Below are 17,029 nucleotides of genomic sequence, written 5' to 3'. Positions count from 1 at the left end.
GATGGCATGACCCGACACTCTTGATCAGTAAGGATCCTACCGGGTGGACGGGGGCCGCCGCGAGGGGTACCTGTCGGGAGGGTGACATCCCCTGCCAACCAGGACTTCCTATGCCCCACACCACCTCGAAGGAACGGTCGCACCGCGTGGCCCATCTGTGTCCCTGCCGGACAAGTGCAGGCCAGAGAGGGTGTGAAGACGCTTGCAGGTTCTTGCGCCCCTGCCGGTTCCGGTGGGAGGGTGGCGAATGTCCGAGGTGGATGCACGTGCACCTGGGCTCACCGACCGCCAGAAACCCGCTCCACGGGCCGCCGCCGGGGCCGAGCAGACATCCTGCTCATTCAATTTTCATCCGCGGCACAACCGTAGCGGCTCGCAAAGCGTCTCATGTGCAGTGTGGCCCGAGACGAGAGAGGGAGTTGTACGCATGGACTGGCGCCACAGAGCGCTCTGCCGTGACGAGGATCCCGAGCTCTTCTTCCCGATCGGTACTACCGGTCCGGCAGAACGCCAGGTCGAAGAGGCAAAGGCCGTTTGCGCGCGGTGCGCAGTCACGAGTGACTGCCTGAACTGGGCTCTGGACACCGGGCAGGACTCCGGGGTCTGGGGCGGGATGAGCGAGGACGAACGCCGGGCGCTCAAGCGCCAGGTGCGGCTGCGGGTCCGAACCGCCTGACGGCACCACCCCCGGAGCCTCGGCACCACCATCCGGGGTCCACGATCCGGCCGCGACATCACCGTCGATCCGGACAGCACCACCGCGCTCCGCGTCGGATCCACCATCTCCGCGCGCGGCATGCCCTGAACGCCGGAGCACATACCGCCGGCGCGATACCGGGGAACTCGCACGCCCCTGGGGTACCCGCACGACGCCACGCCCCGCTCCGCGCCCCGGCGCGGAGGCGGCTGGCGGCAACATCGGCCGTTCTGTCCGCGCGCCCGCCGCAGTGATGCGGCGGGCGCGGACGGAGCGGCCGTCACGTTTGTGTGCCCCCGTCGACCTGGGCCGAGTCCGCGCGGAACGCGTCCGCGGGAGCCTCGCCCGCCGCGCCCGCCGCGCCCGGCGACCCGACGCGACGGCGGCCGCGACCCCCGAGCGCGGACGCGGCGCATCGCCACACCGACCGCGGACGAGGGACACATCCGTGGGATACCCACCTCCCCCCGCCCTAAACACTCAACTTTCAGAAAGCGGGATCGACAGGAGCGCCTCGGTGCCACGCTCCGGACCGGCCTGCAGCCGGATCGTCCCGTGCATCTCCCCCAGCACCAGCTGCCGCACGATCTGCAGCCCCAACCGGGGGGAGTGCTCGAGCTGGAAGTCCTCCGGCAGCCCGGCCCCGTCGTCGGCGACCACGACGTCGAGCCGGTCCACCGAGCGGTGGACCCGCACCTCGATCGAACCCGCCGAACCGTCGAACGCATGTTCTACAGCATTCTGCAGAAGCTCCGAAAGCACAAGGGCCAGCGGGGTGGCGAGTTCACCGGGCAGCCGGCCGAAGGAGCCCGAGCGCCGGGTGTTCGCCCGCGCTCCGGTGGACGCCAGGTCCACCGTCACCGAGGTGATCTGGTCGGCGATCTCGTCGAACGGGACGCTCTCTCCCAGGCTCTGCGACAACGTCTCGTGCACGACCGCGATCGAGGTCACCCGGCGCACCGACTCCCGCAGCGCCGCCCGGGCCTCGTCAACCTTGGTCCGGCGCATCTGCAGGCGCAGCAGCGCGGCCACGGTCTGAAGATTGTTCTTGACCCTGTGATGGATCTCACGGATGGTCGCGTCCTTGCTGAGCAGCAGTGCCTCCCGGCGGCGCAGGTCGGAGACGTCACGCACCAGCACGAGCACCTCGCGGGTCGCCCCGGGGAACAGCGGGATCGCCCGCAGCAGCACCACCGTGCTGCCGACGCCCGCCTCGACCTCCACCGGCCGGCGCCGCCCGATCGCGTGCCAGACGGCGGGCGTCGTCGCCGGCAGGTTCAGCGCCCGGTGCACCGTGCGCAGGTCCTCACCCGTCACGTTGCCGGTGTAACCGAGGCGGCGGTAGGCGGACAGCGCGTTCGGGCTCGCGAAGACGACCTTGCCCGCGCCGTCCAGGCGCATCATCCCGTCCCCCACCCGGGGTGACTCGGGCAGCTCCGCCGAGCTGCCGCGGAACGGGAACGCCCCCTCCGCGATCATCAGCGCCAGGTTGTTCGCGCCCTGCAGGTAGGACGACTCCAGATCGCTGGGCGTGCGCGGGTTGACCAGGTTGGTGTCGCGGGCGAGCACGGCGATCACCTCGTCGCCGCGGCGGACCGGGATCGCCTCGGTGCGCACCGGGACGCCGCCGTCCCACTCGGGCTCGCCCTCCCGGGCGATCCGGTGCTCCCGCCAGGCGTTCTGGACCACCCAGCGGTTGATGACGACGCTGCCGACCTCGTCGTTGTGGTACGCCGTCGGCCCCGTGGTGGGCCGCACCTGGGCCACCACGAGGAACTCGGTCCCGCTGGTCTGGCCTCCGCGCCCCGAGGCCGAACCGGAGCGGACGGGCACGAGCAGCAGCAGATCAGCGAAGGACAGGTCGGCGAGCAGGGCCCAGTCCGCGACGAGCGCGTGCAGGTGGTCGATGTCGTCGTCGCTGAGGTCCGTGCTCGCGCGCAGCATGTCGGCGAGGGTTCCCACGGGTCTGGAGACTGCCAGACCGGCGCCGGCCGCGAGCTGCCGGGCACCCGCATTCGCCCCTGGTGAGCCGTACGCTCGCCGTCGTGACCGTCGACAGCGCCACCGCGAACGCCCGTTCCGCCACATCCGCGGGCCGGGAGACCGATGTGAGCGTAGCGAAGACCACATCGCCGCCCGGCGGCGGGCGTCCCGCCCCGGCGGCCGACCCGCTGGCCTGGCTCGCCGACAACGAGCGCGACCGGCGCGCCGCCGGCCTGCGCCGCGCCCTGCGCCCTCGCGCCGCGCACCCCACCCCCGCGCTCATCGACCTCGCCGGCAACGACTACCTGGGCCTCGGCCGGCATCCCGCGGTCGTCGAGGGCGCGGCGCGCGCGGCGCGGACCTGGGGGGCCGGCTCCACGGGCAGCCGGCTCGTCACCGGCTCCACCACGCTGCACGAGGAGCTGGAGCAGGCCCTCGCCGGGCATGTCGGCTTCCCGGCCGCGCTGGTGTTCTCCTCCGGGTACACGGCGAACCTCGGCTGCCTGACGGCGCTTGCCGGGCCCGGCGACCTGATCGTGTCGGACGCGCTCAACCACGCCTCGATCGTCGACGCCTGCCGGCTCTCGCGGGCCACCGTCGCGATCACCCCGCACGGTGACGTCGACGCCGTCCACGCGGCGCTGGCCGCCGGCGGCTGGCGGCGCGCGCTCGTCGTCACCGAGTCCGTGTTCTCCGCGGACGGCGACGCTGCGCCGCTGGCGCGGCTGCACGCCACCGCCCGGGCGCACGGGGCGCTGCTGGTCGTCGACGAGGCGCACGGGCTCGGCGTCGTCGGTCCGGGCGGGCGGGGCGCGCTGTGGGCGGCGGGGCTCGCGGGCGAACCGGACGTCGTGGCGACCGTCACCCTGTCCAAGGCGCTCGGCGGTCTCGGCGGGGCGGTGCTCGGCCCGGTCGCGCTGCGCGACCACCTTGTCGACACGGCTCGCACGTTCATCTTCGACACCGGCCTCGCCCCGGCGAACGTGGGCGCCGCGCTGGGGGCGCTCACCGTCCTGCGGGAGCAGCCGGAGCTGGCGGCGGCGGTGCGCGCGCGGGCGGCGCAGCTCGCCGCGCTGACCGGGGCGCCGGCGCCGGCCGCGGCGGTCGTGTCGGTCGTCATCGGCGATCCGGAGCCCGCGGTGGCCGCGGCGGCGGCGTGCCTCGCCCGCGGCGTCGCCGTCGGCTGCTTCCGGCCGCCGACGGTGCCCGCCGGCACCAGCCGGCTGCGGCTGACCGCCCGCGCCGATCTCACCGATGCCGACCTGCGCGTGGTCACCGAGGTGTTCGCCGCGGCGCAGGTGCGCGCCCGATGACGGTGCTGGTGGTCACCGGGACGGGCACCGAGGTCGGCAAGACGGTGGTCACCGCCGCGCTCGCCGCGCTCGCCCGGCACCGCCACCACGCCGTCGCCGCCGTCAAACCCGCGCAGACCGGCGTCGGTCCCGGCGAGCTCGGGGACGTCGACCTCGTCGCCAGCCTCGCCGGCATCGACGACGTCCACGAACTGGCCCGCTATCCCGACCCGCTCGCGCCCGCGGCCGCCGCGCGGCGCTCGGGGCTGGCCCCCGTCGACCTGGCCGGACTCGCGACCCGCATCGCCACGCTGGCGGCCGACCGCGACCTGGTGCTCGTCGAGGGCGCCGGCGGGCTGCTCGTGCGCTACGACGCGAACGGCGCGACGCTGGCCGACCTGGCCCGGACGCTGGCCGCGCCGGTGCTGGTCGTGACGAGCGCCGGGCTCGGCGCGCTGAACACCGTCGCGCTGACCCTGGAGGCGATGGCGCAGCGCGGGCTGGACCTCGCCGGAGTGGTGATCGGCTCATGGCCGGCCGAACCCGACCTGGCCTGCCGCAGCAATCTGGCCGACCTGGAGACCCTCGCCGGGCGGCCACTGTCCGGCGCGCTGCCGGCCGGCGCCGGGCTGCTGGACCGCGCCACGTTCCTCGCGACCGCCCGCCACTCGCTCGAACCCGCCCTCGGCGGCACCTTCCACGCCCGTGAGTTCGTCGACTGCCAAGGGCGCTGACCATCCACCATCGATGTCATCAACATCACAAGGAGTGACAATCGAGTACCGTCAGGCGCGAACGTGCCCCACGTCGCGCCCGAAAAGGGCGCGGCCGGACGGTCCGGGCCGGACAATAGGTGCTCCCCCACGCCGGCCGACGCCCTGACCCGGCGAGGCCCGGACCCACCGGGACCGACCCGGACCGTCACCGGGCGGACCGACCGACAACCCGACGACCGCGACCGAACTCGCCCTGTCCGACGCCCTCGCCTGGAGGCCACCGTGACCGCACCCGTGACCACGCACCCCACCGCCGCGGCGGCGGTGTCCCCCCAGGAGTCCGCCGACGCCGCCTCCGCCCCCGCCACCTCCGCAGCCCCCACCACCTCGGCAGCCGACACCTCGGCAGCCGACACCTCGGCCGCCGCTGCCACGCACGCTGCCGAGACCGCGCCCGCCGCCGCGGATCCGGCGGAGATCCTCGCGCACGCGCGGCGGGAGGTCCTCGAGGGCGGCCGGGGGCTCGACGAGGCCGGCGTGCTCGCCGTGCTGCGGCTGCCGGACGAGGCGCTGAGCGAGCTGCTCGCGCTCGCCCACGAGGTGCGGATGCGCTGGTGCGGGCCGGAGGTCGAGGTCGAGGGCATCGTCAGCCTGAAGACCGGCGGCTGCCCGGAGGACTGTCATTTCTGCTCGCAGTCCGGCAAGTTCGACTCGCCGGTCCGCTCGGCCTGGCTGGACGTGCCGTCGCTGGTGGACGCCGCCCGGCAGACCGCCGCGACCGGGGCGACCGAGTTCTGCATCGTCGCCGCCGTGCGCGGCCCGGACGCACGACTGATGTCCCAGGTCCGCGAGGGTGTCGCCGCCATCCAGGCGGCGGTGGAGATCAACGTCGCCTGCTCGCTGGGCATGCTGACCCAGGCCCAGGTCGACGAGCTGACCGAGATCGGAGTGCACCGCTACAACCACAACCTCGAGACGGCCCGCTCGCACTTCACCAAGGTCGTCACCACCCACTCCTGGGAGGAGCGGTGGGAGACGTGCGAGATGGTGCGTGCCGCCGGGATGGAGCTGTGCTGCGGTGCGATCCTCGGCGTCGGTGAGTCGCTGGAGCAGCGCGCGGAGCTCGCCGCACAGCTCTCCGCGCTCGATCCGGACGAGGTGCCGCTGAACTTCCTCAACCCGCGGCCCGGCACGCCGTTCGGCGACTACCCGCCGGTCGAGCCCCGGGACGCCTTGCGGGCGATCGCCGCGTTCCGGCTCGCGATGCCCCGCACGATCCTGCGCTACTCTGGCGGCCGCGAGATCACCCTCGGCGACCTGGAGACGCAGGGCATGCTCGGTGGCATCAACGCGGTGATCGTCGGCAACTATCTGACGACGCTCGGCCGCCCCGCCGAGGCCGACCTGAAGATGCTCGCCGACCTGAGCATGCCGATCAAGTCCCTGCAGGCCACCCTGTAGCACCGGAGCGGCCGCGCCCCGCCGCCCGCTCCGGGCGACATGCGACGCACCGGAGCCGGCGGGGGCGGGGGTCAGGCGTTCGTGGCCGTCATCAGGCCGTGCTCGGCGCAGCGTGCCGACCAGCCGACAGGCGTCACCTGCACCACCATCCGCCGCCGGCAGATCCGGCAGTACCGCGGCGGCTCCAGCTCCCGTGCCCGCGCGCACGCCTCATGGTTACCCACGCTGGCCAGCTGGCCACAACGGTCACAGAACGAGGCGTCCATGAACATCAGCTTAAGGCATGGCACGACAGTGTGACCCCGACCAACAACCGGGGTGCCTGGCGGGGCGGCGCCAGGCGAGGATCAGCCGGCCGCGGCCGGCTCGACCACGGCGATGAGGTCGCCGTCCTGCACGACGTCACCCTCCTGCACCGCGATCCGGGCGACCGTGCCGCCGTCCTCGCTGATCACCGGGATCTCCATCTTCATGGAGTCGAGGATGACGAGCGCGTCACCAGCGGCCACCGGGTCCCCCACACCGACGACGACCTTCCACACGTTGGCCACCATCTCGGCGCGGACCTCTTCCGGCATGGACGCTCCCTTCAGCGTGCGGTGCGAACCTGCCATGAGCCTAGTGCCCAGCGTCATGCCGACCAATGCCCCACGCGCATGAGGGCCCAGGGACCACGACGCGAGGACGACTCGACCGCCCGGTGTTGGGCATCGCCGAGGTAAGCCCGCAGACTACGCATGTGCTCGTACTTGTCGTGCTGACCCTGGTATGTGGCCTGGTCGTCGGCCTCGCCCGCGGCGGAACCCTCGGCGCGTTCGCCCGCGTCCACGTCTACCGGCCCTGGCTGTTCGCCGTGCTGGTGCTCGTACTCGCGGTGGGTGGGCTCGTTCCGGCGCTGCACAGCCCGGCCTGGATCGCGGCCGCCGTGCTCGCCGCCCTGTTCGCCGGGATGAACAACCGGCTGCCGGGGCTCGGGCTCCTGGTCACCGGCATCATCGCCAACGCCGCCGTCATCACGGCCAACGGCGGCGAGATGCCGGTGTCGCTGTGGGGCGCGCACCGCGCCCGCGTCCCCGTCGACGACATCCTCGCCTCGGCCTTCCACACGCCGGCCGGGGGCGGCACGAGCCTGCGGCTGCTCAGCGACCTCATCCCGTTTCCGTTCCCCGGAGTGCCCGCGGTGCTGAGCGTCGGCGACGTGGCGATCGCGGCGGCGCTCGGCGTGTTCGGCGCGGTCACGCCGGTGCGGGCGTTCCGCACGCTGCAGGCCCGCCGCAACGCCGCGCTGGCCGGCGCCCTGCCGCCGATGTACGGCGGCACCGGCCGGACCCGCCCCGAGCCGACACCCGCCGGCCGCGACGAGCCGGCCCACCACGACGAGACCGCCGCGTACAGCGGGACCACCGAGCACGACGAGACCGCCGCGTACGAACGTCCGGCGGCCCGCCAGGCGGCCCATGACGATTCCGACGAGCCAGACGACTGGGACGAGCCCGACCAGACCGGCGGCTGGGACGAGCCCGACGCCTGGCCCGATGAGCCCGAGCAGGACGCCCCCCGGGCCGGGGACCACGACAGCCGCAACGGAACCGACGCGGCGGGCGGGTCCCGGATCTCCGAGCGTGGGCGGGTCGTGAGCGCATGGGACGACGATCCGGTCGAGGACGACTCTGGCACGATGACGGGACGTCCACGACGCTAGAAGGGAGGACGTCATGGCGAAGAAGAAGCGCAAGCGCCGCGCTCGAGCGAAGAGCAAGGCCAACCACGGCAAGCGCCCGAACACCTGAGCCGCCCGGCGGGCCGTGACCCACGGCCCGCCGCCAGGCCCCCCCGGAGGGCTACTCGGCGCGGAACTCCCCGGCGTCGGCCTCAACCCGGGCGGAGCGCAGCCGGGCGAGCACGCTGCTGCGCAGCGAGTCCGGCGCCCGCTCACCGCCGCACTTGCGGGCGACGAGCATCTTCACCTCGCGCTCGACGCCGAACTCGCGCAGGCACGGGGAGCACTCGTCGAGATGCGACCGGATCAGGTTGTGCTGCCCGCCGTCGCACTCGCCGTCGAGGTACAGGAACACGGCGTCGAGCACCTTCCGGCAGTCGATCTCGTGCTCACCACCGCAGCTCACGACGCACCGCCCTCGGCGTCGGCGGATCCGGCCGGCACGAGGCCGCGGTCCGTCGCGTACTTCTCCAGGGACTTGCGCAGCCCTCGGCGACCGCGGTGCAGCCGGGACATGACGGTCCCGATCGGCGTGCCCATGATCTCGGCGATCTCCTTGTAGGAGAAGCCCTCGACGTCGGCGAGATACACCGCCATCCGGAAGTCCTCCGGCAGCGCCTGCAGGGCGTCCTTGATGTCGCTGTCGGGCAGGTGCTCCAGCGCCTCGGTCTCGGCGCTCTTGAGGCCACTCGAGGTGTGCGACTCCGCCTCGGCGAGCTGCCAGTCCTCGACCTGCTCGGTCGGGCTCTGCAACGGCTGGCGCTGCCGGCGGCGGTAGTTGTTGATGAACGTGTTCGTCAGGATCCGGTACAGCCACGCCTTGAGGTTCGTGCCCTCCTGGAACTGGTGGAAGGCCGCGAACGCCTTGACGAAGGTCTCCTGCACGAGATCCTCCGCGTCGGCCGGATTGCGGGTCATCCGCAGGGCTGCCGCGTACAGCTGGTCGAGGAACGGGAGGGCGTCGCGCTCGAACCGCGCGCCCCGCTCCTCGGTGGTCTCGTCGACCAGGATCATCCCCTCACCGTCGTGCGCCGTGGCGCCCAGCCCGGCGCGCGGTCCGGCGGACCGTGCGGAACCAGGCCGTCTCGCAGCGGACGATACCTCGACCGCCGTGTGATCGCGCACTGACGCGACAGCCTCCCCCGGCCGCCGCGGGATCGCCGGCCGGGCATCGATCGGTCGCGCCGCGGCCGCGGGGAGCGGTGGCCATCGGCGCATGGCGCTCGCTGGAGTCATGGGACCTCCGTGACATCGTCTGGCCTTCGTCATCAACTGGTTTCGGCGGCCGCGGATTCCCGGCCGCCCGCGCCGGCGCCCGGGCTGGCGAGCACGCCGAGCAGGAAGGCGGCGCCGACGCGGGCCGCCTCGGCGACCGCGTCACCGGCCGGCCGACCGTCGCGCACCCTGGTACGGAACGAGTGGTCGCCGCCAGCGACCAGATGCACCCGCCGGTCGCGGGCCGGATCGGGTCGCGGGCACCCGAACGGGTCCCGATCGCCCTGGACGACGAGGACGGGCACCGCCGCACCGTCGAGCTCGCCCTGCCGCGACGGGCGGGGCTGCCCCGCCGCGGTGGTGCCGGGCGGCCGCAGCGGGAAGCCCAGGGCGAGCACCCCGCGGGCACCGACCGTCGTGGCGACCCGCATCGCCACCCGGGAGCCCATCGAGACACCCGCCAGGGCCAGCGGGCCGGCCACCGCGAGCGCCTCGGCGGCGGCGACGGCGACGGCGTCGAGCCGGGCCGGGCGGTCCGGCGCGCGCCGGCCGGCGACCCGGTACGGCATCTCCAGCCGGCCCACCCGCACACCGGCCGCGGCCAGGCCGGCCGCCAGCGCCTCGAACAGCGGCGTGTCGACCCCGCTGCCCGCGCCGTGCAGGAAAAGAACGGTTGATGTGCCGATCCGGGGAACCAGCCGCAGCCGTCCGCCGTCCACAGCAGTGAGGACGTCATCCTCGAGGGGTGGGACGGCCGTGGCGGGTGCCGTCGCCGTCATGGCCCCTTCGGGCCGGAACGGACGCGAAGGGATGGGCTCCGACGTGCATTGCTCCGACACTGCGGGGAAGGACTCGGCGTGGTCCAGCGTGGAATCTGTCAGACTTCCACCGCGAGTTTGTGACTTGCCTCTCATTATCGCCCCCTGAAGGGTAGGAAAGATCCATGCTGCCTGGCCCCGACGCCGACTCGGGAACGCGTCGTGGACGAGTGAACTCCCTCGTCTGCGAGGCACCGGCCAACAGCGACGATCCGTACTGGGCCTTCTACGAGGAGGTCGCGGCCGTCCAGTTGCGGCAGTGGCTGCCCGTCGCGCCGTCGCGGGTGCTCGACGTCTCCGGCCAGCGGGCCCGCTTCGCCCGCCAGATGGTGGGGGCCGGCCACCAGGTCGTGCGCGTGGTGACCGAGCCCGCCCGCGGCGATTCGCCGCCCAGCGGTCCCGGCGCCCTGCTGCCCGTCGTCGGCGACGCGCGCTCGCTGGACTGGTTCTCTCCCGGCTCGTTCGACGCCGTGCTCGCCGAGGCCCGCGCGCTGTCGTTCTGCCTGGCCACCGAGACGACCCTCGACGAGATCCACACCATGCTGCGCCCCGGCGGCCAGCTGCTGCTCTGCGTCGACTCGCTGCTGCTGGGCCTGGCCCGCCTCGCCGAGCAGCACCGCTGGGCGGAGCTGTCCGACGTCCCGCGCGCCGACGTCGTCCTCGTACCGGCCGAGGACGGCACGATCACCCGCTGTTTCTGGCCGGAGGAGCTGCGCGCGCTGCTGACCAGCGCCGGTTTCGAGGTCGACTGGATCCGGCCGCGCACCGTGCTGTCCGCGGAGGCGGTCAAGCGCGCCGTCGCCGAGGACGTCTCCTGCTTCCCGACGCTCGTGCGTACCGAGGTGGAGCTGGCCGCCGAGCGCGAGGGCGAGTCCATCGGCATCCACCTGATCGCCTCCGCCCGCCGCCCCGCCTGACCAGGCACCCTGGACCGCCTCCGCCCGTCGGGCGCTCGACGGCGGCCTTGTCGTTGGACACCGCGTCTTCGATGGCTGTCTTCCCGTAGACGGGAAGGGCCTGCGGGGGACTGGTCGGAGCGAGACGCTCAGCGCGTGAGGTGTTCGAGGGCGGTGACCACGCGCAGCAGGCGCTCCTCCTCGCCGGGCCGGGCGATGACCTGGAGTCCGACCGGGCAGCCGTCGCCGGTGCGGCCGGCCGGCACGCTCACCGCCGGATGGCCGCTGAGGTTGACCGCCCAGGTCAGGCTCACGCTGCGAACCTCGCCCGGGCCGGCGTGCGGGTGCGGCCGGTTGGGTGTGGTCGGCGTGAGCAGCAGATCCGCCTGGCTGAGCACCCACGCGAGCGCCCGCTCGTTGTGGGCACGCACAGCCGCGACGGCCTCCCCGCGCTCCCTCCCCGTACCACCGGGACCCGCAGGACCACCCAGGCCCGCCGAGCCGCCGGGAGCCGCGGGCGCTCGGGCGGCGAGCCAGGCGGGTTCCGGGTCCCGCAGCCGCACCGGGACGCCGAGCCAGTGCAGCACGCCGGCGGCGGCGAGGCGTTCGGCGGCGGCGCGGCTCACCGCGAGCACCTCCGGCTCCGGCTCGGCGAAACCGAGGGTGGATGACCAGACCGCCCGCTCGCCACATCCAGGCGCGCAGTCCCCTCCCGTCAGCCGAGTAGTGCCGGACGTGAGGCCGAGCGGGGGATAGAGGCCGGGGACGGGGACGGGTCGGGTCGCACGGGCGGTGCGGCGGGCTGGCAGCGCGGGCGGCAGTGGGTCGGGGGGCGCGGTGACGACCTCCCACCACAGCCGGGCGTCGGCGGCGTGGCGCACGATCGGGCCGGGGACGGTCAGCCCCGCCCGGTCGGGGCCGGGCAGCCGTCCGGTGGTCGGCTTGAACCCGATCACGCCGCACCAGGCCGCCGGGACGCGGGTGGAGCCGGCGCCGTCCGAGGCGGTCGCCAGCGGGACCACCCCGCGGGCCACGGCGACCGCCGAGCCCGCGGACGAACCGCCGGGGACCAGGTCGGGGCGCCACGGGTTCACCGTCGGGCCGCGGCCGGTATGCCCCCAGGTCTGCCACGGGTGCGCGGCCCGCACCGGCGCCGACGTCACGCCGATGGCGACCGCGCCGGCCGCGAGCAGCCGGCGGGTGACGGGACCGGTGGCCGCGCTGCCCGGCTTCACCGCGATCGGCACGCCGGCCAGCGGCAGCACGGCGCCGCGCTCGAGTGCGACCTCGACGAGCAGGGCCCGCCGCAGCGCCCACCGCGGCCAGGCGGCGGTGAAGGCGCGCAGGGCGCCGTCGGTCTCGCGCAGGCGGGCGAACGCGGCCCGCACGGCGTCGGCCGGCGCGACCCGGCCGGCGCGCACCAGGGCCGCGACCTCGGTCGCCGACAGGTCCGGGTAGTCGCGGCGCCACGGCTGACCGGCAGTACGCGGACGCCGGCTCCACGCGTCCATCCGGCATGCTGTCATGGTGAGCATCCTGACCGGCACCGAGGCCACCGGGACACAGTCCGGTCCGTGGCCGGCCCCCACCGCCGAACGGCCCGTGACGGCCGTCGTCCCGGTCCCCGGCGCGAAGTCCGGCACGAACCGGGCCCTCGTCCTCGCCGCACTGGCCGACGGGCCGTCCCGGCTGCGCGGCGCGCTGCGCTCGCGGGACACCCTGCTCATGGCCGGCGTGCTGCGCGCGCTGGGCGGCGAGATCGACACGGACGGCCCGGACTGGCTGGTGAACCCGCCCGCACCGGGTGGACGGCTCGCCCCGGGCGCGGTGGCCGACTGCGGCAACGCGGGCACGGTGGCGCGTTTCACTCCGGCCGTCGCGACGCTGCGCGCGGGCGACGTGACGTTCGACGGGGACGCCCGCATGCGCGACCGGCCGCTGACCCCGCTGCTCGGCGCGCTGCGTGAGCTGGGGGCCGACATCGACGGCGACCGGATGCCCTTCACGGTGCACGGGCGCGGCGCGCTGCCCGGCGGTGAGGTGACGGTCGACGCGTCCGATTCCAGCCAGCTCGTCTCCGGCCTGCTGCTCGCCGCCCCCCGCTACGACGCCGGGGTGACGGTGGTGCACCGCGGCGCCCGGCTGCCGTCCGGGCCGTATCTGGACATGACGGTCGCGGACCTGCGGGCGGCCGGCGCGGTCGTCGAGGCCGCGCCGCCGGAGCGGGACGGCAGCCGCCGCTGGCGGGTCGAGCCGGGCACGCTCGCCGGCGGGGACCGGGCGATCGAGCCGGACCTGAACAGCGCGACGGCGTTCCTCGCCGCGGCGCTCGCCACCGGCGGACGGGTGGTCGTCCCGGACTGGCCGGAGGTGACCGAGCAGCCCGGCCGGATGCTGCCGACGCTGCTCGCGGCGATGGGGGCGTCGACCGAGCGCACCGAGGACGGGCTGGCGGTGAGCGGCGGCGGGACGATCCACGGGCTCGACGTCGACCTCAGCGACTTCGGTGAGGCCGCGCCGGTACTCACCGCGCTCGCGGTGCTCGCCGACTCGCCCTCCCGGCTGCGCGGCATCGCCCATCTGCGGCTGCAGGAGACCGACCGGCTGCTGGCGCTCGCCCAGGAGCTCGGCAGCCTCGGCGCGCGGATCACGGTGACCGACGACGGGCTGGCCATCGAGCCGGCCCGGCTGCACGGCGGGCGGCTCGACCCGCGCGCGGACCACCGCCTCGCCATGGCCTACGCGGTGGTCGGGCTGGTGGTGCCCGGGATCACCATCGACGACATCGCGACGACCGGCAAGACCGTGCCCGACTTCCCCCGCATGTGGGCGGCGATGCTGTCCGGGCGGGCGGGCTGAGCCGGCGGCGCGCGGGTTGACGGCGATGGCCCGCGAACTGGACGAGGACGACATCCGGATCCGTCCGGGGCGTGGTTCGCGCCCGCGCACCCGGGAGCGGCCCGAGCACTCGGAGGCGGTGCCGGCGGTGGTCGTCGGGGTCGACCGCGGGCGTTACACCTGCCGGCCGGACCCGTGGCCCGAGCGGCTGGTCGCCGCGGTGCGGGGCGGGTCGATGCGCCGCACGTCGGTGGTCGTCGGCGACCGGGTGGCGCTGGTCGGTGACACGTCGGGGCACCAGGGGGCGCTGGCGCGGCTGGTGCGCCGGGAGGAGCGCACGAGCGTCCTGCGGCGCACCCCGGACGACGCCGATCCGGCCGAGCGGCCGATCGTCGCGAACGCGGACATCCTGGTCATCGTGTGCGCGGTCACCGACCCGGAGCCGCGGCCGGGCCTGATCGACCGCTGCCTGGTCGCCGCGTACGACGGCGGGCTGGCCCCGGTGCTGTGCCTGACCAAGACCGACCTGGCCGCCCCGGACGCGATCATCGAGCTGTACCGGCCGCTGGGGTTCCCGGTGGTGACCACCCGCCCGGACACCGACCTGACGCCGCTGCTGGCGTTGCTGGCCGGCCGGCTGAGCGTGCTGTTCGGGCACAGCGGCGTCGGCAAGTCCAGCCTGGTCAATCGGCTGGTGCCGGCCGCGGACCGGGCGATCGGCGAGGTGAACGCGGTGACCGGCCGCGGGCGGCACACGTCGTCGGCGGCGGTGGCGCTGCGGCTGCCGGGCGGCGGGACGGTCATCGACACGCCGGGGGTGCGCTCGTTCGGCCTCGGCGCGGTGGCGCCGTCGCGGGTGCTGCGGGCGTTCTCGGACCTCGCGGCCGCCGCCGAGATGTGCGAGCCGGGCTGCGAGCACCTGGCGCCGTCCCCGGACTGCGCGCTGGACTCCGCGGTGCGCGACGGGGACGCCGACGCGGCCCGCCTGGCGAGCCTGCGCCGTCTGCTGGCCGCCCGCGGCAGCGCGCCGTGAATGCCTTCGATGGCCGTCGCCGGTGCACGCGCCGGTGAAGGCGCCGGTGAACGGGAGATTGGTCACACTCATCCCGCCACGCGGGGTGGAGCGTCCGCGGGGCGTACGCGCCGTGGGGCTCGCCTCGTAGTCTCGCAGGCGTGACCCCGCCTAACCCCACCTCCGTGGGCACCGAATCGACCGACGCCCTCGGCGCCGTCACCGTTGCCGACGACCTCGCGCTCGCGCTGAGCCTCGCCGACGCCGCCGATCGGATCACTCTCTCCCGGTTCCAGGCCGTTGATCTGCACGTCGAGTCCAAGCCCGACAACACGCCGGTCTCCGACGCCGACACCGCCGTCGAGTCCATGATCCGCGAACGGCTCGCCGTGGCCAGGCCGGATGACGCCGTCCTCGGCGAGGAGGAGGGGCTCGTCGGCGGCGGTGCCCGCCGGCGCTGGATCCTCGACCCGGTCGACGGCACCAAGAACTTCGTGCGCGGTGTCCCCGTCTGGGGAACGCTGCTCGGTCTGGAGATCGACGGCGAGATGGTGGTCGGGGTGGCGAGCGCCCCGGCGATGAGCCGGCGCTGGTGGGGGGCCCGGGGCACCGGGGCGTTCACCCGCGACGCGACCGGCGACACCCGGGCGCTGCGCGTGTCGTCGGTCACCCGGCTGGACGACGCGTTCATGTCCTTCGCCTCGATCGAGGGCTGGCGGACCGCCGGCCGGCTCGACGAGTTCCTGCACCTGGCCGACCAGGTCTGGCGCACCCGGGCGTACGGCGACTTCTGGTCGCACATGATGGTCGCCGAGGGTGCGGTCGACCTCGCCTGCGAGCCGGTGGTGTCGCTGTGGGACCTGGCGGCGCTGCAGGTCATCGTCGAGGAGGCCGGTGGGCGGTTCACCGACCTGTCCGGCCAGCGCGGCCCGGGGCACGGCACGATCCTCACCACCAACGGCGCGCTGCACGACGTGGCGCTGCGGTCGTTCACCCGCTGACGCGGGCGGCCGGCGTCGCGCGTGTCTCGCGCCCCGGCGAGGACGGAAGGGGTGACGGTCGGTGATCGGCTTCGCGCATCGCGGGGCGCCGGCCCCGCACCAGCGCGAGAACACCCTGCCCGCGTTCCGCCGGGCGCTGGCCGGCGGGGCGAGCGGGCTGGAGTCCGACGCCTGGCTGACCGCCGACGGCGTGCCGGTGCTGCACCACGACGGCGTCCTCGGCCCGCCCGGGCGGCAGCGGCGGATCACCGAGCTGACCGTCGACCGGCTGCCGGGCTGGCTGCCGACGCTGGCCTCGTTCTACGCCGAGCTCGGCACGTCGTTCGAGTTCAGTCTTGACCTCAAGGGGCCGGCGGGCGGCTGGGCGGACGCCGCCGATGCCGTCCTCGCCGTCACCCGCGCCGCCGGCGGGAGCGCGGCGGCCGCCCGGCTGTGGCTGTGCGGGAACCTGCCGGAGCTTGCCGCCTACCGGTCCCGGGATCCGGACGTGCGACTGGTGAACTCGACGGCGATGGCGAACGTGGAATCAGGCGGTGGCATCGACGCCTACGGCGCGCGGCTGCGGGCGGCGGGCGTCGCTGCCCTGAACCTGCGCACCCGGGAATGGACGCCGAGCCGGGCCGGGATCGCCGCGGCGCTGCACGAGCTCGGCCTGGCCGCGTTCGGCTGGGACGCGCAGCGCACGGCGACGCTGGCCCGCCTGGCCGGCTACGGCCTTGACGCGGTCTACAGCGACCACTTGCGACGCCTCGTCCGCGTCACCGGCTCCGTTATCGACGCCCGAACGGGCCACAACCCTTAGAGCCGGCCAGCTCCGGCAAATTTCCTCATGAAGCTGACGAACTTACCCAATGCACGGTGCGCAGCGTGACCGTCGCCGGGCTGCCGCATAACCTCGCCGGTAAGGTCGCTTCCAGCAGGTATAGCGGACACGGCCGGCAGGTGGCCACGATAGGTCCACGGGACGAACCGACAGATTGGCGACCCGGCCGGATTACCGGCATCCCCCCGCACGGGCGCCCGCCATGGCTCACCGTGGCACTTTCCTGACACGGTGATGACCCGCGACTGCGCTCAGTCCTCCTCCGCCACTTTCAGCATCTGCTCCGGAAAGCCGGTCCGTTCCGCCACGTGCTCGACGGAGTATCCCTGTCGCACCAGGTCACGAGCCTGCTCCAAGGTCCAGCCCCGCCCGGGATCGACCCGGCTAACAACCACTTCACTCGCCTGGCGCCGTTCCTGCGGCCAGCTGAGTCGTGCACGGCGTGCCAAGGGTCGACCTCCGCGTATTGACGACTTTGGTGTTACGCCACCAAGGATAGGCCATATTGACGTCGGCCTGCCCGTTGAACTCCACGATAGCGGGTGCCGACCCGTTAA

At 74.3% G+C, this 17,029-nt stretch carries 18 protein-coding genes; 11 read left to right on the top strand and 7 right to left on the bottom strand.

The window, feature by feature from the left end:
* Positions 1–427 precede the first annotated feature (427 nt).
* Positions 428–676: a WhiB family transcriptional regulator gene (locus tag AC6EXY_RS16195; RefSeq protein ID WP_011438134.1), complete on the top strand. Its 249-nt coding sequence runs from the start codon at positions 428–430 to the stop codon at positions 674–676.
* A gap of 501 nt (positions 677–1,177) precedes the next feature.
* Here the strand turns inward: AC6EXY_RS16195 and AC6EXY_RS16190 are convergent.
* Entirely contained in the window at positions 1,178–2,641 is a 1,464-nt protein-coding gene (locus AC6EXY_RS16190) for a histidine kinase N-terminal domain-containing protein (protein ID WP_207770097.1), read from the bottom strand.
* Between the two features lie 164 nt (positions 2,642–2,805).
* Between AC6EXY_RS16190 and AC6EXY_RS16185 the strand changes: the two genes are divergently transcribed.
* The 3 genes from AC6EXY_RS16185 to bioB all read left to right on the top strand — a co-directional run bounded on the left by AC6EXY_RS16185 (position 2,806) and on the right by bioB (position 6,149).
* On the top strand, positions 2,806–3,993 hold the full coding sequence (locus AC6EXY_RS16185; RefSeq protein WP_499818209.1) for an 8-amino-7-oxononanoate synthase: 1,188 nt from the start codon (positions 2,806–2,808) through the stop codon (positions 3,991–3,993).
* Positions 3,990–4,706 (top strand): dethiobiotin synthase, encoded by a 717-nt coding sequence (bioD, locus tag AC6EXY_RS16180; RefSeq protein WP_101829625.1) that lies wholly within the window; start codon positions 3,990–3,992, stop codon positions 4,704–4,706. Before AC6EXY_RS16185 ends, bioD begins: the two co-directional genes overlap by 4 nt.
* A 459-nt stretch (positions 4,707–5,165) precedes the next feature.
* Positions 5,166–6,149: a biotin synthase BioB gene (bioB, locus tag AC6EXY_RS16175; protein WP_499818211.1), complete on the top strand. Its 984-nt coding sequence runs from the start codon at positions 5,166–5,168 to the stop codon at positions 6,147–6,149.
* 71 nt (positions 6,150–6,220) lie between these two features.
* On the opposite strand, the gene bsaP is transcribed toward bioB, so the two are convergent.
* The gene (gene bsaP, locus AC6EXY_RS16170; RefSeq protein WP_101829658.1) at positions 6,221–6,415 is read right to left on the bottom strand and encodes a biotin synthase auxiliary protein BsaP; all 195 of its coding nucleotides are present in this window, start codon (positions 6,413–6,415) and stop codon (positions 6,221–6,223) included.
* 81 nt (positions 6,416–6,496) lie between these two features.
* Positions 6,497–6,727 (bottom strand): biotin/lipoyl-binding carrier protein, encoded by a 231-nt coding sequence (locus AC6EXY_RS16165; RefSeq protein ID WP_101829657.1) that lies wholly within the window; start codon positions 6,725–6,727, stop codon positions 6,497–6,499.
* 161 nt (positions 6,728–6,888) lie between these two features.
* On the opposite strand from AC6EXY_RS16165, the gene AC6EXY_RS16160 reads away from it, so the two are divergent.
* Together AC6EXY_RS16160 and AC6EXY_RS16155 are read left to right on the top strand one after the other, a co-directional pair.
* Positions 6,889–7,851 carry a DUF5317 domain-containing protein gene (locus AC6EXY_RS16160; RefSeq protein WP_499818208.1) on the top strand — a complete coding sequence of 321 codons (963 nt, stop codon included), beginning with the start codon at positions 6,889–6,891 and terminating at the stop codon, positions 7,849–7,851.
* A gap of 13 nt (positions 7,852–7,864) precedes the next feature.
* On the top strand, positions 7,865–7,939 hold the full coding sequence (locus AC6EXY_RS16155; protein ID WP_369299096.1) for a 50S ribosomal protein bL37: 75 nt from the start codon (positions 7,865–7,867) through the stop codon (positions 7,937–7,939).
* A 51-nt stretch (positions 7,940–7,990) separates the two neighbouring features.
* Here the strand turns inward: AC6EXY_RS16155 and rsrA are convergent, their stop codons facing one another.
* The 3 genes from rsrA to AC6EXY_RS16140 form a co-directional block, all read right to left on the bottom strand.
* Positions 7,991–8,275: a mycothiol system anti-sigma-R factor gene (rsrA, locus tag AC6EXY_RS16150; protein ID WP_101829624.1), complete on the bottom strand. Its 285-nt coding sequence runs from the start codon at positions 8,273–8,275 to the stop codon at positions 7,991–7,993.
* Positions 8,272–8,883 (bottom strand): sigma-70 family RNA polymerase sigma factor, encoded by a 612-nt coding sequence (locus AC6EXY_RS16145; RefSeq protein ID WP_101829656.1) that lies wholly within the window; start codon positions 8,881–8,883, stop codon positions 8,272–8,274. The genes rsrA and AC6EXY_RS16145 overlap by 4 nt, the downstream gene beginning before the upstream one ends.
* Before the next feature lie 254 nt (positions 8,884–9,137).
* A complete protein-coding gene (locus tag AC6EXY_RS16140; protein ID WP_243407045.1) occupies positions 9,138–9,863 on the bottom strand; it encodes an alpha/beta hydrolase family protein in 726 nt (241 codons plus the stop codon).
* A 164-nt stretch (positions 9,864–10,027) separates the two neighbouring features.
* Between AC6EXY_RS16140 and AC6EXY_RS16135 the strand changes: the two genes are divergently transcribed.
* Positions 10,028–10,819: a methyltransferase domain-containing protein gene (locus tag AC6EXY_RS16135; RefSeq protein WP_101829622.1), complete on the top strand. Its 792-nt coding sequence runs from the start codon at positions 10,028–10,030 to the stop codon at positions 10,817–10,819.
* Between the two features lie 128 nt (positions 10,820–10,947).
* Here the strand turns inward: AC6EXY_RS16135 and AC6EXY_RS16130 are convergent, their stop codons facing one another.
* Positions 10,948–12,324: an amidase gene (locus tag AC6EXY_RS16130; RefSeq protein WP_279354578.1), complete on the bottom strand. Its 1,377-nt coding sequence runs from the start codon at positions 12,322–12,324 to the stop codon at positions 10,948–10,950.
* On the opposite strand from AC6EXY_RS16130, the gene aroA reads away from it, so the two are divergent.
* The 4 genes from aroA (at position 12,323) to AC6EXY_RS16110 (ending at position 16,451) form a co-directional block, all read left to right on the top strand.
* Positions 12,323–13,657 (top strand): 3-phosphoshikimate 1-carboxyvinyltransferase, encoded by a 1,335-nt coding sequence (gene aroA, locus AC6EXY_RS16125; protein WP_101829620.1) that lies wholly within the window; start codon positions 12,323–12,325, stop codon positions 13,655–13,657. The genes AC6EXY_RS16130 and aroA overlap by 2 nt on opposite strands.
* A 25-nt stretch (positions 13,658–13,682) precedes the next feature.
* Positions 13,683–14,669 (top strand): ribosome small subunit-dependent GTPase A, encoded by a 987-nt coding sequence (gene rsgA, locus AC6EXY_RS16120; protein WP_101829619.1) that lies wholly within the window; start codon positions 13,683–13,685, stop codon positions 14,667–14,669.
* A gap of 140 nt (positions 14,670–14,809) precedes the next feature.
* Entirely contained in the window at positions 14,810–15,649 is an 840-nt protein-coding gene (gene hisN, locus AC6EXY_RS16115) for a histidinol-phosphatase (RefSeq protein WP_101829618.1), read from the top strand.
* Between the two features lie 61 nt (positions 15,650–15,710).
* A complete protein-coding gene (locus AC6EXY_RS16110; RefSeq protein ID WP_101829617.1) occupies positions 15,711–16,451 on the top strand; it encodes a glycerophosphodiester phosphodiesterase in 741 nt (246 codons plus the stop codon).
* Positions 16,452–17,029: the final 578 nt, after the last annotated feature.

This window comes from Frankia sp. RB5 (assembly GCF_059816245.1).
This window is presented reverse-complemented; position numbering and strand designations above follow the sequence as displayed.

Coding starts and splice junctions, on each gene's coding strand:
- AC6EXY_RS16135 (WP_101829622.1), top strand. CDS start 10,028: ATGCTGCCTGGCCCCGACGCCGACTCGGGAACGCGTCGTGGACGAGTG.
- AC6EXY_RS16190 (WP_207770097.1), bottom strand. CDS start 2,641: ATGCTGCGCGCGAGCACGGACCTCAGCGACGACGACATCGACCACCTG.
- rsgA (WP_101829619.1), top strand. CDS start 13,683: ATGGCCCGCGAACTGGACGAGGACGACATCCGGATCCGTCCGGGGCGT.
- aroA (WP_101829620.1), top strand. CDS start 12,323: ATGGTGAGCATCCTGACCGGCACCGAGGCCACCGGGACACAGTCCGGT.
- AC6EXY_RS16195 (WP_011438134.1), top strand. CDS start 428: ATGGACTGGCGCCACAGAGCGCTCTGCCGTGACGAGGATCCCGAGCTC.
- bsaP (WP_101829658.1), bottom strand. CDS start 6,415: ATGGACGCCTCGTTCTGTGACCGTTGTGGCCAGCTGGCCAGCGTGGGT.
- AC6EXY_RS16165 (WP_101829657.1), bottom strand. CDS start 6,727: ATGCCGGAAGAGGTCCGCGCCGAGATGGTGGCCAACGTGTGGAAGGTC.
- AC6EXY_RS16130 (WP_279354578.1), bottom strand. CDS start 12,324: ATGACAGCATGCCGGATGGACGCGTGGAGCCGGCGTCCGCGTACTGCC.
- bioD (WP_101829625.1), top strand. CDS start 3,990: ATGACGGTGCTGGTGGTCACCGGGACGGGCACCGAGGTCGGCAAGACG.
- AC6EXY_RS16145 (WP_101829656.1), bottom strand. CDS start 8,883: ATGATCCTGGTCGACGAGACCACCGAGGAGCGGGGCGCGCGGTTCGAG.
- AC6EXY_RS16140 (WP_243407045.1), bottom strand. CDS start 9,863: ATGACGGCGACGGCACCCGCCACGGCCGTCCCACCCCTCGAGGATGAC.